Annotated in this window: 12 protein-coding genes; 3 read left to right on the plus strand and 9 right to left on the minus strand. The window is 66.5% G+C overall.

The features are described from left to right. Positions 1-80: 80 nt before the first annotated feature. The 3 genes from ABZS43_RS34535 to ABZS43_RS34545 are packed head-to-tail and all read right to left on the minus strand — an operon-like array spanning position 81 to position 3,285. Positions 81-398: a Rieske (2Fe-2S) protein gene (locus ABZS43_RS34535; protein WP_355040209.1), complete on the minus strand. Its 318-nt coding sequence runs from the start codon at positions 396-398 to the stop codon at positions 81-83. Further along, positions 395-2,899: a nitrite reductase large subunit NirB gene (gene nirB, locus ABZS43_RS34540; RefSeq protein ID WP_355040222.1), complete on the minus strand. Its 2,505-nt coding sequence runs from the start codon at positions 2,897-2,899 to the stop codon at positions 395-397. Before nirB ends, ABZS43_RS34535 begins: the two co-directional genes overlap by 4 nt. 32 nt (positions 2,900-2,931) lie before the next feature. Further along, positions 2,932-3,285, minus strand: coding sequence for a molybdopterin oxidoreductase (locus tag ABZS43_RS34545; RefSeq protein WP_355040210.1), 354 nt, complete (start codon positions 3,283-3,285; stop codon positions 2,932-2,934). A 263-nt stretch (positions 3,286-3,548) separates the two neighbouring features. On the opposite strand from ABZS43_RS34545, the gene ABZS43_RS34550 reads away from it, so the two are divergent. Then, positions 3,549-5,666 carry an acyltransferase family protein gene (locus tag ABZS43_RS34550; RefSeq protein WP_355040211.1) on the plus strand — a complete coding sequence of 706 codons (2,118 nt, stop codon included), beginning with the start codon at positions 3,549-3,551 and terminating at the stop codon, positions 5,664-5,666. 72 nt (positions 5,667-5,738) lie between these two features. On the opposite strand, the gene ABZS43_RS34555 is transcribed toward ABZS43_RS34550, so the two are convergent. The 6 genes from ABZS43_RS34555 to ABZS43_RS34580 all read right to left on the minus strand — a co-directional run bounded on the left by ABZS43_RS34555 (position 5,739) and on the right by ABZS43_RS34580 (position 11,959). Beyond that, positions 5,739-6,404: a hemerythrin domain-containing protein gene (locus ABZS43_RS34555; RefSeq protein ID WP_355040212.1), complete on the minus strand. Its 666-nt coding sequence runs from the start codon at positions 6,402-6,404 to the stop codon at positions 5,739-5,741. Positions 6,405-6,549: 145 nt separating this feature from the next. Further along, positions 6,550-7,320, minus strand: a complete 771-nt coding sequence (locus ABZS43_RS34560) for an SDR family NAD(P)-dependent oxidoreductase (protein ID WP_355040213.1) — start codon at positions 7,318-7,320, stop codon at positions 6,550-6,552. Between the two features lie 53 nt (positions 7,321-7,373). After that, the gene (locus ABZS43_RS34565) at positions 7,374-8,135 is read right to left on the minus strand and encodes a crotonase/enoyl-CoA hydratase family protein (RefSeq protein WP_355040214.1); all 762 of its coding nucleotides are present in this window, start codon (positions 8,133-8,135) and stop codon (positions 7,374-7,376) included. Between the two features lie 93 nt (positions 8,136-8,228). Beyond that, on the minus strand, positions 8,229-9,410 hold the full coding sequence (locus tag ABZS43_RS34570) for a thiolase family protein (protein WP_355040215.1): 1,182 nt from the start codon (positions 9,408-9,410) through the stop codon (positions 8,229-8,231). Between the two features lie 108 nt (positions 9,411-9,518). Continuing rightward, entirely contained in the window at positions 9,519-10,367 is an 849-nt protein-coding gene (locus ABZS43_RS34575; protein WP_355040216.1) for a mycofactocin-coupled SDR family oxidoreductase, read from the minus strand. Positions 10,368-10,420: 53 nt separating this feature from the next. Beyond that, a complete protein-coding gene (locus tag ABZS43_RS34580; protein WP_355040217.1) occupies positions 10,421-11,959 on the minus strand; it encodes an aldehyde dehydrogenase family protein in 1,539 nt (512 codons plus the stop codon). 91 nt (positions 11,960-12,050) lie between these two features. Between ABZS43_RS34580 and ABZS43_RS34585 the strand changes: the two genes are divergently transcribed. Together ABZS43_RS34585 and ABZS43_RS34590 are read left to right on the plus strand one after the other, a co-directional pair. Then, complete coding sequence (locus ABZS43_RS34585; RefSeq protein WP_355040218.1) at positions 12,051-13,271, plus strand: CoA transferase; 1,221 nt, start codon at positions 12,051-12,053, stop codon at positions 13,269-13,271. A 123-nt stretch (positions 13,272-13,394) separates the two neighbouring features. Next, positions 13,395-14,693 (plus strand): amidohydrolase family protein, encoded by a 1,299-nt coding sequence (locus ABZS43_RS34590; protein WP_355040219.1) that lies wholly within the window; start codon positions 13,395-13,397, stop codon positions 14,691-14,693. Positions 14,694-14,786 lie beyond the last annotated feature (93 nt).

The following is a 14,786-nucleotide window of genomic DNA, read 5'->3' on the forward strand; positions in this document are numbered from 1 at the left end:
GCGCGCCGGAACCGGGATTCCGTCGCGTGCGCATCGCCGACGAGCGCCCGGCGCTCGCCGGTGCACGCGAACATGTGCACTCAGGTGACACTGCGCACCGCGACCCGGATGGCGCCGTCCGCGTCGACGGTGGCGTCGTACGCGCACACGCCCGGACCGCCGCCTGTTTCCCGCCCGGTGATCAGATCGAAGGCGCGGCCGTGCAGCGGGCAGACCACGACGTGATTGTCGGCCAGTCCGTCGGCGAGCGGACCGCCCAGGTGCGGGCATACCGCCGCCAGGGCGCGCACCGTGCCGTCGCGGAGTCTGTAGACGGCGACCTGCGCGCCATCGACGGCGTACGCGCGGCCTTCGCCGACGGGGATCTCGTCCAGGTGGCCGATGAGGTGTCCGGTCATCGGATCGGCACCCGCGGCAGCACGGTCAGGGGCAGCGCCGTGCGGAATTGTCCAGGGGTACTCGGGTTCTCGCGATCCTTCCACGGATCGCGGTATGCCTCGACCGCCTTCCGCATCTCGGCGTCGAGGCGGGCCGCGTCGCCGTCACGATCGTCGACGACCACCGCGCGGATCACATCGATGCCGACGCGCGGCACCCAGGCATAGGTCCGTTCGAGCCAGTTGGCGTTCTCCCGGTAGTACTGGAGAAATCGTCCGGCCAATTCGATGACTCGTTCCGGTGTGTCGACGGTGGCGAGAAGATCTCCTCTACGGATATGCGCACCGGCCGCGCCCCCGACGTAGATTTCCCAGCGTCCGCCGTCCACGGCGACAACGCCGAGATCCTTGCACAGCGCTTCGGCGCAGTTACGCGGGCAGCCGGTGACGGCGAGTTTCATCTTCCCCGGACCGGCGATACCTTGGAATCGCTGTTCGATCGCGATGCCGAGTGAGGTGGAATCACCGACGCCGAACCGGCAGAAGTCCGATCCCACACAGGTTTTCACGGTGCGGAAACTCTTGCCGTAGGCGAATCCGGAGGGCATGTCCAGATCGGCCCATACCGCGGGCAGATCCTCTTTGCGCACGCCCAGCAGATCGATGCGCTGTCCGCCGGTCACTTTGAGCAGCGGGACGGCGTATTTGTCGGCGACGTCGGCGATTTTGCGCAGCTGGGCGGAATCGGTCACCCCGCCCTTCATCTGCGGTACCACCGAGAAGGTGCCGTCGCGCTGGATATTGGCGTGCACCCGATCGTTGACGAACCGGGCGTCGCGTTCATCGATGAATTCCTCGGGCCACATCATCTGCAACAGGGAGGCAAGGCCCATCTTCGAATTGGCGTCCTCGCGGCCGTCGGGTGCGAGTGCGGCGAATACCGAAGAGACCGAATGCAATCGGAGTTCCCGGATCAGGCGCATCAATTCCGGCTTCTCGTAGGGGACGCCCGGCACATACCAGCGGGACGACGGATCCTCGGCGACCGCACCGCCCGCCGCCCATTCCACGATCTGGGCGACGAGAGTTTTGCACGATCCGCAACCTTTGCCCGCCTTGGTCGCGGCCATGACACCCGCGACGGACTGCTGTCCACTCTCGACGCAGCCGACCAGCGCGGCCTTGCTGACTCCGTTGCAATTGCAGACCTGGGTATCGGCGGCCAATTCCGCGACGCCGACCTGCACATCCGGCGTGCCGATATCGAACATCAGGGATATGCGTTCATCCGGGAGCGGCAATCCCCGGTCGAACGCCTGGGTCAGGAAGGCGACCTTGCGGACGTCGCCGACCAGCGTCGCGCCGACGAGTTTGCCGTCGCGCACCACGATCGTCTTGTAGACGCCGTGTCTGGGCTCGGAGAACTGGACGAATTCGTCGTCGGGATGTTCGGGCGCCTTGAGGCCCATGGCGGCGACGTCGACCCCGGCGACCTTCAACTTGGTCGCCATCCGGGAACCGTGATAGGCGGCGCGGCGGTCGGCTCCGGTCAGGTGGTCGGCCAGCACCTTGGCCTGTTCCCAGAGCGGGGCCACCAGCCCGTAGACCTGTCCTCGATGCTGGGCGCATTCGCCGACGACGTAGATATCGTCGTCATCGATGGAACGCATGTGGTCGTCGACGACGATGGCACGCTCCACGGTCAGGCCCGCGCGTTGCGCGAGACCCACATTCGGCCTGATCCCCGCCGAGACGACAAGCATGTCGCAGTCGATCTCGGTGCCGTCGGCGAAGGCCACGCCGGTGACCTTGCCGTCGCGACCGAGCACCCGTTTCGTGCTCTGCCCGGTATGGACCTTGATGCCGAGGTTCTCGACCGATCTGCGCACGATCTCGCCCGCCGCCGTGTCGAGTTGGGCGTTCATCAGCGTCGGCGCGGAATGCACGACGTCGACCTCGAGGCCGCGGTTCTGCAGGCCGCGGGCGGCCTCCAATCCGAGCAGGCCGCCGCCGATGACGACCGCCTTCGTCCGACCGGCCGCGTAGTCGATCATCGCGGTGCAGTCGTCGAGACTGCGAAATCCGAAGACCCCCGCGGTGAGCGTCCTGTCGTCGGCCCACATACCCTCCATCGGCGGGAAGAACGAGCGGCTGCCGGTGGCGAGGATCAGCCGGTCGTAGCGCAGCGTGGTGCCGTCGTCGGCCTGGACCAGGCGGGCGAACCGGTCGACGCGGACCACGCGACCGCCCGCCCGCAGGTCGATATCGTTGTCGGTGTACCAGTCGAGCGGATTCAGGAAGATCTCGTCGGTGCCCTCCGATCCGGCGAGCACATTGGACAGCAGGATGCGGTTGTAATTACCGTACGGTTCGTCACCGAAGACGGTGATATCGAACAGCTCTCGCCCATTGCGGGACAGGATCTCCTCGATGGCGCGCACTCCGGCCATCCCGTTGCCGACGACGACCAACCGGGCCTTCGCCGTCGGTGATGTGCCGTTGCCGGTGCCGGGTGCGGTCATGATGGCGGTCATGGCACGGTCCTTCCCACGGCTCAGATCTCGACGAGACCGAGGTCGATGATCACAGTGCCGTCGACCCCGGCCGGGGCGGCGACGAACAGTTCGAGCACGGTGTCGGCGAGCAGATCCTCCACGACACGCAGCGAGACGTGTGTCGCGCCTTTCGCGGCGATCGGGAAGTACCGCATGGGACTGCCGTCGCGCATGAGTACGACGGCGACGAGTTCGCCGGTACTGTTGCCGCCACGGAAATACACCGGCTGGGTGATCGCGCCGGGAGGCACCACGTAACGCGGCGCGGCGTCGAGCGGCAACGGATTGTCCAGGCCTTTGCCTTCGAAGGCGAAGGCGCCCTGCAGGAATCGGGGCGTGCTGGTATCGGGCATCTGTATTCCTCCGAATGTCGAGCACTGCTTGCCGGTTCAGCCAAGGTAGTGGCGCGACGTTGCGGTCACATTGCCCGCAGGATTCGGCCGTGAGTCCGAGCGGGCGGGGTACCGCGATCGGAGCGCCGATGTCGCGAGACCGGTGCGAGCACAGTCGTTTTGCCTTCACGAGCCGTTTGCGGCATCTTTACTGTTCGACTACCGGGCAGCCACCGGCCGGCATCTCGCGGCCAGGATCGGCGCGACCGGCGGAAAGGAGCAGCGTGGTACCGGTGTCACCGGACGCGGCCACCCGCCGACGCGCGATCATCTTCAAGCCGGCGGCTGCCACGGATGCACCGGAGCATCCCGCACCGCTGGCGATTCCGGAATATCGCGAGGACCTGGACGGATTACGCGGTATCGCGATAGCGCTCGTCGTGGGGTTCCACGTATGGATGGGCCGGGTCTCGGGCGGTGTCGATATCTTCCTGGTGCTGTCGGGTTTCCTTTTCACCGGGATGCTGCTGCGCCGCAGCGCGACGGTCGGCGGCGTCGGTGTCGGGGCGACGTTGCGCAGGACCGCGCGCAGGCTGACACCCGCGCTGGTCGTGGTGCTTGCGGCCGTTGTGGCCGCGACGGTCCTCACCCGTCCCTACACCCAGTGGGGCAATATCTCGACGCAGACGCTGGCGTCGGCGCTGTACGCGCAGAATTGGTTCCTGGCCAGGGCCGAACTCGATTACCTTGCGCCGAACCCTTCGGTGAGTCCACTGCAGCATCTGTGGTCGATGTCGGTGCAGGGCCAGTTCTACCTGGTGATACTGGTCGGTGTCGCGCTGTGGGCGTGGATGATTCGCGGGTCGACGCGGAGGCGATGGCGGCTCGCGTTGCTGGTGCTGCTCCTCGCGGGCGCGGCGCTGTCGTTCTGGTACGCGGCCGACGGCGCGCAACGCCACCAGCCCTGGACCTACTACGACACGGGCGCTCGGTTGTGGGAACTGTTCGCGGGCGCCGTGCTGGCGGTCGCCGCTCCCTGGATCCGATTGCCGAAACCACTGCGGACCCTGGCGGCGATCGCCGGGATCGCCGGGGTGCTGACCTGCGGGATGCTGATCGACGGCGCGACCGAATTCCCCGGCCCCACCGCGCTGTATCCGGTGCTGTCCGCGGTGGCGTTGATCGTGGCGGGCATGAATACCGACGCGGCGGGGCGGCCGTGGGTCAACCGGGTGCTCGGCACCCGGGTGTGCGCGGGCCTCGGCTCGGTGGCCTATGCCTTCTACCTGTGGCATTGGCCGATCCTGATCTTCTACCTGTCCGAGTACGGCGCACCGTCGGCGGGTCTCACCGATGGACTGATCGTCATCGCGTCCGCGCTCGTACTCGCGGTCATCACGCAGCGTCTCGTCGAAACGCCCCTGCGTCGCCCGGCGGGCATGGGCGATCACGTCCTCGCGCGACGAGGGCTCGCCCTCGCGGTCTCGCTCCTCGGGGTCGCGGTGCTCGGCTCGGCGGTCGGCTGGCAGGTGATCCTGCGGGCGAATCCGGCGACGCCGCCCGCGGAGCTGGAATTGGAGCAGTACCCCGGCGCGGCGGCATTGGTGCCCGGGGTCGCCTTCGCTCCGGCTCCCATGCGTCCGACGGTCCTCGAGGGCTGGTCCGACGCGCCGCCGCCCACCCGCGACGGCTGCATCACCCCGGACCGCGAGGTTCGCACCTGCACCTATGGTGACCCCACCGCGGCGCGCACCGTCGCCATCGTCGGCGGGTCACATTCCGAACACTGGATTCCCGCCTTCGAAATCCTCGCCAGAGAACACAGCCTGCGGATCGTCACGTTTCTGAAGGAGGGCTGTCCGCTCACCCTCGTCGACCAACCCTCCTACGCCTACTCGCCGTTCCCGGAATGCCGGGAGTGGTCGGTCGAGGTGATCGACCGACTCGCCGAGACCAGGCCGGACTGGGTATTCACCCTCGCCACCTACTACCGCGTCGACGGCTCGGGCGATGAGGTGCCCCCGGAGTTCGCCGCGGTCTGGTCGGCGCTGGCCGAGCGCGGCCTGAACGTGCTCGCGGTGCGCGATACACCCCGATTGCGCCGCGACGGGGTGCTCTATCGCGCGATCGACTGTCTCGGCAGCCACGGCACCGCCCACAGCTGCGGCGTCGACCGCGCGGTCGCCCTCGATCCGGTGAATCCGGCCATCGCCGCCGCGTCGAGCCATCCGAACATCTTCTCGATCGACCTCTCGGATTCGGTGTGCCGCCCCGACCGGTGTCTGGTCGCCGAGGGCAATGTCCTCATCTACCGCGACGAACACCACCTCACCGCCAGCTACGCCCGCTCCCTCGCCCCCGAACTCGGGCGTCGGATCGGCGAGATCACCGGATGGTGGTAAGGGTGACGCCGCACCCGTCCATCACGCCCGCTCCGCCGACATCCGGGAGTCGGTGCGACTGAACCGCGGCGCTCAGCCCGCGATAATCGCCTCGCGCTTGTCGAAGGAGCGCACCATCACGTTCAGCAACAGCCGGATGACCGGCCCCACCGCAGCCTTCAATTTCGCCAGCTCCTGTTCATCGGCGTGGTGGACCATCCGGGGCGCCTCGAATCTCAGATTGCCGCCCTTCTTGGCGGCCTGCTCGACGCGCGCCCAGTCGTCGAGGCTCACGTACCGGTCGATGATCGGGAATACGACCTTCTCCTCGTCGGCGATATGCTCGGCGAGCAGCGCGTGGACAGCCTCCAGCGTTTCGGCGAGTTCGGTTGCCGCCCTTCGCCTATCGCCCGCCACGGCGAATGCCGAGGCGCGCTCGCGCAATTTCCCCAGGATGGCGTCGAGCTGGACATGGTCGTCCTCGAGTTCGTGTATGTCGACGGCGGGCCCGGCCGCCGCGATGACAATCGGCCAGAGCGCGTCGTCTTCGACGGTGTGGTGGTGGTGGATGGAGTCGCACAGCAGGTGCAGATATTCCGCGATGGCCGCGCTCCGCCGCTGCGGGCAAGGACTCCCGGCGGCGATCTGCCCGGCGATCAGCGCGAATCGCCTGGTGTCGGCGAGCATGGCGCGGTGGGCGATCTTCATGCCGGTGATATCGGGGGTCACGCGGGTTGCGGTGTCGGGTGTGCTGGTCATGGCGACTCCTCTGCTCATGGCGGACTCGGTGGGCTAGTTGCCCGATGTGGGTCCACCATGCGCCGGAGAACTTGCGGCACGCTTATCACTCGCTTGCGCCCCGCGAGGTAATTCGCTTCCGCGTCGGCCCGAGTCGGGTCGGCGTCTACTTCGGCTGGAACCGCTGCCCACCGTCGATGCGCACCACTTCGCCGTTGATATAGGGGTTTTCCAGCAGATGCTGAGCGAGCGAGGCGTATTCGTCCGGCGTGCCGAGCCGCTTCGGGAAGGGCACCGAGGCCGCGAACTGCCCCAGCTTCTCCTCGCCGAGGAAATCCATGATCGGGGTGTGCATGGTGCCTGGAGCGATGCTGTTCAGCCGGATGCGGACGGCGCTGAGGTCACGCGCGCCGGTCAGCGTCAACGCGATCACGCCACCTTTGGCGGCCGAATACGCGGATTGCCCGATCTGGCCCTCGAATCCCGCGATGGAGCTGGTCATGACGATCGCCCCGCGTTCGCCGTTCTCCTTGGGCTCCAGCTTCGCGATCTCGGCGGCGGTCAGGCGCAGCACGTTGAACGTGCCGGTGAGGTAGAGCCCGATCGTGTCGGCGAACCCCTTCAGGGTGTGCGGGCTGCCGTCGCGGTTGACGACCTTCTCCAGCACGCCGAACCCTCCGTGGGCGATGACCGCGTACCGCAGGGCGCCCAGTTCGTCCGCCTTCGCGAACGCGTTCTCGATGGTCGAATCGTCGAGCACATCGGTGCGCACGTAGGCCACCTTGTTGCCGAGTTCTTCGGCGAGCGCGTTGCCCTTCTCGTCGTTGACATCGGCGATGACGACGGCCGCGCCCTGGGCGTGCAGTCGGCGTACTGTCGCATCGCCAAGACCGCCCGCACCACCGGTCACCAGGACTACTTCACCTTCGAAAGACATTGCGCCTCCTTGTTCATGGGGTTTGGTTTCGGATCGGACAGTGGGCGCGAGCCTCACGTACCCGTCCAGTTGGGGGCCCGCTTCTCGGCGAAGGCCTTCGCACCTTCTCGCGCGTCCCGCGTGCCGAAGACGGGGGCGATGAGTTCGAGCTGCTTCTGCCACATCTCCTCGGCACTCCACTCGCCGGACTTGACCATGACTTCCTTGGTCACCGCGACAGCGATGGGGCCGTTCGCCGTGATCCGGCCCGCCAGGGCGATGGCCTCGTCGAGCGCTTTGCCCGGCTCCGCGAGGACGTTCACGAAACCCCAGGAAGCACCCTGCTCGGCCGTGAAGTTATCGCCGGTCAAGGCCAATTCGAGCGCCTTCTGGTACGGGATGCGCCGTTGCAGCCGCAGCAGTCCACCGCCGCCCGCGACCAGACCGCGTTTGACCTCGGGGATACCGAATTTCGCCGTGGTCGACGCAACGACCAAGTCGGTGGCCAGCACCAATTCCGTGCCGCCCGCCAGCGCGAACCCCTCGACCGCGGCGATGAGCGGTTTGGCCGGCGGCTTCTCGGTGAACCCGAGACCGCGCCCCGCGATATGCGGGAACTCGCCGGCCGCGAATGCCTTCAGATCCATTCCGGCGCTGAAGTTTCCGCCACTGCCCGTCAGCACGGCGACCGACAGCTCGGGGCTGGCGTCGAGTTCGTCGAGCGCGTCGGCCAGGCCCTGGCTGACGGCGAGATTGATCGCATTGCGCGCGTCGGGCCGATTGATCGTGATCACCAGCGTGCGCCCGCGACGTTCCAGCAGGACTTCGTCCGACACCGGTACCTCCACTCATCCTCTGTTGCGAAAACATGTGCTATTCGTGCCGGGCCCGGCGTATCGACATCGGCCCCGACCGCGAGAAAGATGCGATCAGACCTCGATGACGAGGGCTCCGCCCATACCGCCGCCCGCGCACATCGCCGAAACGCCGATGCCGCCGCCGCGTCGGCGGAGTTCATAGATCAGGGTTGCCACCTGACGTGCTCCCGACGCCGAGATCGGATGTCCGAGACTGCAACCGCTGCCGGAGAAATTCACCTTCTCCTCCTCGATGCCGTGCGCGCGACAGGCGGCGATCGGCACCGAGGCGAATGCCTCGTTGATCTCCCAGAGCGCCACATCGCCGACGCTCAGGCCGGTGCGGTCGAGCACCTTGCCGATCACGTTCACGGCCGCGATGCCGTTATCCGCCGGGGTGACACCGACATTGGCCCAGGCACGCACGGTCGCCAGCACATCCAGGCCATGGGCGACGGCGTAATCGTCGGCGGTGACCGTCACCGCCGCCGCGGCATCGTTGATACCGCTGCTGTTGCCCGCCGTGATCGAGAACCCCTCGATCTCGGGATGCAGGACGGGCAGCGCGGCCAGCCGCTCCAGGGTGGTATCGCGGCGCGGATGTTCGTCCACCGCGAAGTCGATGATCGAGCCGTCGGCCCGCTCGATCTTCATCGGCAGGATCTCGTCGGCGAATTTGCCCGCGTCGGAGGCGGCGACGGCGCGCTGATGCGACCGCAGCGCCCACTCGTCCATCTCCCGGCGACTGATGCCGACCTTCTTCGCCGTATTCCAGCCGACGGTGATCGACATATCGAGGGCGGGCGCGTCGGGCGTCTCCGGATGCGACGGCGGCATCCACGGCTCTTTGAATTCGAGCTCGGGCCCGGATCCCGGCACCCGCCACTTCATCAGCGGCGAGGTGGACAGCGATTGCACACCGCCCGCGACGATCACCCGTTCCATACCGACGCCGATATGCGCGGCGGCGTTGGCGATCGAGGTGAGACTGCCCGCGCAATGCCGGTTGACCGCCTGACCGGGGACACTCTCCATACCGCTGGCCACGGCCGCATAGCGCGCCAGATCCCCACCGCCGTAATTCAATTCGGCGAGAATGACATCATCGACATCGGACGGGTCGATCCCGGATCGGCGGACCGCCTCGGTCAGGATATCGATCGCGAGCGTCTCGGACGCGACATTCACGAGCGCACCCTTGAACGATCGCGCGATCGCGGTTCTGACGGCGCCGACTATGACGGGTTTGGCCATATCTCTCAACCTCTGAGCTATCGAGCCGCACCGGTCGGAGCGGCGTCTACCATGCGGAAGTTCACAACAGTATTACATACAGTAAGGTCACCAAACAGGATGCCGCGGTCACTTACCCCATGGCACTGCCTTGACGAAGCCGCCCGCGTCCACCCGCAGCTGGCTACCGGTGATGAAGCGCGAGGCGTCCGAGGCAAGGAAGACGACGAGGTCGGAAACGTCCTGCGGCTGGATGTAGGGAACCGGCATCGCCTGCATCGCCGGGAACGCCACTTCGGCATCCTCGCGGGTCGGGGCGTCCTTGTCGGGACGGAACACCTTGTACATGCCCTCGTTGTGCAGCATGTCGGTATCGACATTGGTCGGATGCACCGCGTTGACCCGGATCATCCGCTTGGCGAGCTGGATCGACAGATCGTTGACGTAGTGCGCGACAACCTGTTTCGCGAGGCTGTACGCGGAACCGCCCGGGCCCTGTTTGGTGGAACTGCCCAACTGCGCGGCCAGCGAACCGGTCGCGATGATCGACGACCCGTCACCCAGGTGCGGAATGCTGGCCTGGACGACATTGAAGACGCCGACCAGATCGGTATCGATCGTGTCCGACCACGACTGCATGGTCTGGCCCCGCCCCAAAGCGGCGATACCCGCGTTGGCGACCACGATATCCAGTCGGCCGAGGGCTTGGACACCCTGCGCTATCGCGCTCCAGACGGCACTGCGCTCCCGCACGTCGACGATCACGGGATGCGCACGCGCACCCTCCTTCTCGACAAGCCTGGCGGTCTCTTCCAGATCCTCCGGACGCGACAGCGGATAGGTATTGCCGTCGAGGTCGGCGCAGATATCGAGGGCGATGATGCTCGCGCCCTCGGCGGCGAGATTGACCGCGTGTGAGCGTCCCTGGCCGCGAGCGGCGCCCGAGATCACCGCGACTCTATTATCCAATTTTCCCACAGGTGGCAACCTTTCAGTACTTCGGTGAGTGGGCTTTCGACGCCGAAGGCCGTTCAGCTCCGGGGAATCCGGGATCCGATGGTTTTGGTCTCCAGGTATTGCTGGAAACCCTCGATGCCGCACTGGCGGCCGACGCCGCTGTTCTTGTAGCCACCGAAAGGCGCGTCGGCGCCGTAGAACATGCCGCCGTTGACGCCGATCGCGCCGGTTCTGACGCGGCGTGCGATAGCCATGGCGCGGTCGGCCGAAGAGGAGAGGACCGCCCCTGCCAATCCGAAGGCGCTGTCGTTGGCGATGCGCACGGCATCGTCGTCATCGGAGAAGGGCAGCACCACGAGGACCGGTCCGAAGATCTCCTCCTGGGCTATCGGCAGACTCGGATCGTCGGCGGCGAAAACCGTCGGCTGGACGAAGTGGCCGTCGGCCAGATACGAAGGAAGATCGTCGTAGACGCCGCCGCCGGTGATCAGGCGTGCGCCGTCGCGCGTCGCCCGCGCGCAGGCGTCGAGCACCCGTATCCGCTGGGCCGCGCTGATCACCGGGCCGACCAGGGTGTCCGGCAGCGCCGGATCCCCCACCGGCACCGCCTCGAACGCGCCTGCCACCGCCCCGACCAGATCGTCGAACATCGAGCGGTGCACCAGCATTCGGGTCGTCGCGGCGCACGCCTGACCCGCGTGGACACAGACGCCGATCGCACTGCGCAGCGCCGACGCCGGATTCGCGTCCTCGAGCACGATCAGCGCTGACTTACCGCCCAACTCGAGGAAGGTGCGCTTCATGGTGTCGGCGCCGTGGCGCATGAGTGTGCGTCCCACCGCGGTCGATCCGGTGAACGAGATCAGATCCACCCGCGGATCGGTCGCCAGTAGTCCTGCCACCTCGTTGGACGGGGTCGTCACGACATTCACCACGCCCGGCGGGATATCGGTGCGCTCGGCGATCAGACGACCGAGCCTGGTGGCATTCCACGGCGTATGCGGATCCGGCTTGAGCACCACCGTATTTCCCGCGGCAAGCGCAGGCCCCAGCTTGTTGAGGATGACCTCGATCGGGAAATTCGACGGACAGATCGCCGCGACCACGCCCACCGGTTCCTGGACAACGGTCCGCTTGTTGCGGTCCCCGAACAGGCCGCCGCCGTCGAGCACCCGCTCCCAGGCGAAATCGTCGATCAGCCGGGCCGGATAGCGCAGCGCCTCCGCCAGCGGCCAATCCAGTTGCGCGTTGCGCGTCGTCATCACGGGACATCCGACCTCGGCGACGAGTTCGGTGCGCAGATCTTCCTTTTCGGCTTCGAGAGCGTACTGGAGCTGTTCGAGGCAGCGCCGCCGAAATGCCCGGTCGGTCGACCAGCCGGTGCCATCGAAGGCGCGCCGCGCCGCGGCGATCGCCCGGAGCATATCGCGCTCGCCCGCGGCGGCCGTGGCGCCGAGCAGCAGTCCGGTCGCCGGGCTGACGTTGTCGAAGGCCGCGCCCGACGCCGCGGGCACCAGCTCCCCGTCGATCAGCATCCGGAATTCGGCGCGCGCCGCGGCTGCGCGGCCCAGCTCGGGGCTCAGGGCCACCCGCTCCCCGACAACGTCGCTCACATTTCCTCCCGATCACCATCCTGGATGATTAACTGTAACCATTACCGTATAGTACTTCCAGATACGTATCAATCGTTGAAAGGGAGCACCGATGTCGGGTCTGCTCAATGGCGTCAGGGTGGTCGAGTTGGCCTCGTGGACCTATGTGCCGAGCGCGGGAGCCGCGCTGGCCGACTGGGGCGCGGATGTGATCAAGATCGAGGACACCAGAGGCGGCGATCCCTGCCGCAACCTGGTCGTCGGCGGTCTCGACGGCACGGGAACGCGGGTGCAGGCCAATTTCATGATGGAACTCGGCAATCACGGCAAACGCAGTATCGGCATCGATATCAAGTCCGAGCAGGGCCGCCGGATCCTCGGCCGATTGATCGCGGGCGCGGATGTGTTCCTGACGAATTGGCTCCCCGCGGTGCTGGAGCGAGCCGGTCTGTCGGTCGAGCGGATTCGCGCGTTCAACCCGAACGTGATCGTCGCGCGCGGCAGCGGCCACGGCAGCCGCGGACCGGAGAAGGATCGCGGCGGATTCGACGGAGCCAGCTACCTGGCCCGCGCCGGTGTCGCCTACGCGTTGACACCGACGAACGCCGAATTCCCCATGGCGCAGGGACCGGCCTTCGGCGACCTCCAAGGCGGCATCACCCTCGCCGGCGGCATCACCGCCGCGCTGTTCCACCGCGAACGCACCGGCCACGCCCCCCTGGTCGACAGTTCGCTACTGGCACAGGGCATGTGGGCCATCGCACCCGATATCGCGGCCGCCGACTACTACGACATCGACCGCATCCCCGCCGGAGAAGCGGGCACGGCACTCAACCCCGCCGTCAACCGCTACAAGACCCGCGACAACCGGTGGGTACAACTGCTGTTCCTGCAGACCGACCGCTACTGGCCCGGATTCTGCGAACGCATCGGCCGCCCGGACCTCGGTATCGACGAACGATTCACACCCCTGGCCAATCTGGTCCGCAACCAGGAGGCCGCGACCGCCGAACTGCGCGAGATATTCGCCGAACACGATCTCGCCCACTGGCAGAAGGCACTGGCCGACGAACCGGGCGTATGGGCGACCATCGCCAGCCCGCAGGAGGTACTCGACGACGCCCAGGTAGCGGCCAACGGCTATCTGATGACGGTGACCGACAGCGCGGGCAACGATTACCGAACCGTCTGCGCCCCCGTGCAATTCGATGAAACCCCCGCGGCGCCGAGCCGCGCTCCCGAATACGGCGAGCACACCGAGACCGTTCTGCTCGAACTCGGCATGGATTGGGACGACATCATCGCCGCGAAGGAAGCCGGTGCGATTCTGTGAGGCACGCGATCGGCACCAGAATTCCAGGCCGACCGAGCCGAAAATCCCTTTCCACACCACGTCGGCCACACCGACCGTAATCTATATTGTAAGACATACTGTATCTCTTCGAGGAGAGTGATTGTGGATAAGAACGACATGATCCTGATCAGCGTCGACGACCACATCGTCGAGCCGCCGGACATGTTCAAGAACCACTTGCCCAAGAAGTACATCGATGACGCACCCCGCTTGGTGCACACCGACGACGGCGCGGACGTATGGAAGTTCCGGGACACGATCATTCCCAATGTGGCGCTCAATGCTGTCGCCGGACGCCCGAAGGAGGAATACGGGCTGGAACCCGACGGTCTCGACGAGATCCGTCCGGGGTGTTTCGATGTCGACGAGCGCATCAAGGATATGAACGCGGGCGGAATCCTGGCGTCGATGAATTTCCCGTCCTTTCCCGGTTTCGCGGGACGACTCTTCGCGACCGAGGACTCGGAATTCTCTGTCGCGCTCGTGCGGGCCTACAACGACTGGCATATCGACGAATGGTGCGGAGCATATCCCGGACGCTTCATCCCGATGGCGCTGCCGGTGATCTGGGATGCCGAACTGTGCGCGGCCGAGGTGCGCCGGGTCGCCGCCAAGGGCGTGCATTCACTGACCTTCAGTGAGAATCCGGCGGCGCTGGGATACCCGAGTTTCCACGATCCGCACTGGAACCCGTTGTGGAAGGCACTGGTGGACACCGACACCGTGCTGAGTGTCCACATCGGTTCCTCGGGGCGTCTGTCGATCCCCGCGGTGGACTCGCCCCCGGATGTGATGATCACCCTGCAGCCGCTGAACATCGTGCAGGCCGCGGCGGATCTGCTGTGGTCGCGGCCGGTCAAGGAATACCCGGACCTGAAGATCGCGCTCTCCGAGGGCGGCACCGGCTGGATTCCGTACTTCCTCGAGCGCGTCGATCGCACCTACGAAATGCATTCGACCTGGACCCTGCAGGATTTCGGCGGCAAATTGCCGTCGGAGGTCTTCCGCGACCACTTCCTGACCTGCTTCATCAGCGATCCGATCGGCGTGCGCCTGCGCCATGAGATCGGCATCGACAACATCTCGTGGGAGATGGACTACCCGCACAGCGACTCCATGTGGCCCGACGCACCCGAGGTGCTCGCCGGGGTGCTCGAGCGCGAGCGGGTTTGCGACGAGGACATCGACAAGATGACGCATCTGAACGCGATGCGCTGGTACTCCTTCGACCCGTTCCAACACGTGCCGAGGGAGAAGGCCACGGTCGGCGCACTGCGTGCCGCCGCGGCCGGCCACGACGTCAGCATTCAGGCGCGCAGCCACAAGACCACCGCCGCGGCGGACAAACTCCAGGCGTTCCAGGCGCAGATCAAGGCAGCCACCGCGCACACCGCGAGTTGACCGAGAAGATGTGCCGTGATGTGAACGCGACGCCCGCGCCAACCACGGTCGAACAGCTCGTCGACGGGCTCGCGCTGTTCGCCGTTCACGCCG

This window comes from Nocardia sp. NPDC005366 (assembly GCF_040606855.1).
In the GTDB taxonomy this organism is placed as follows: Bacteria; Actinomycetota; Actinomycetes; order Mycobacteriales; family Mycobacteriaceae; genus Nocardia.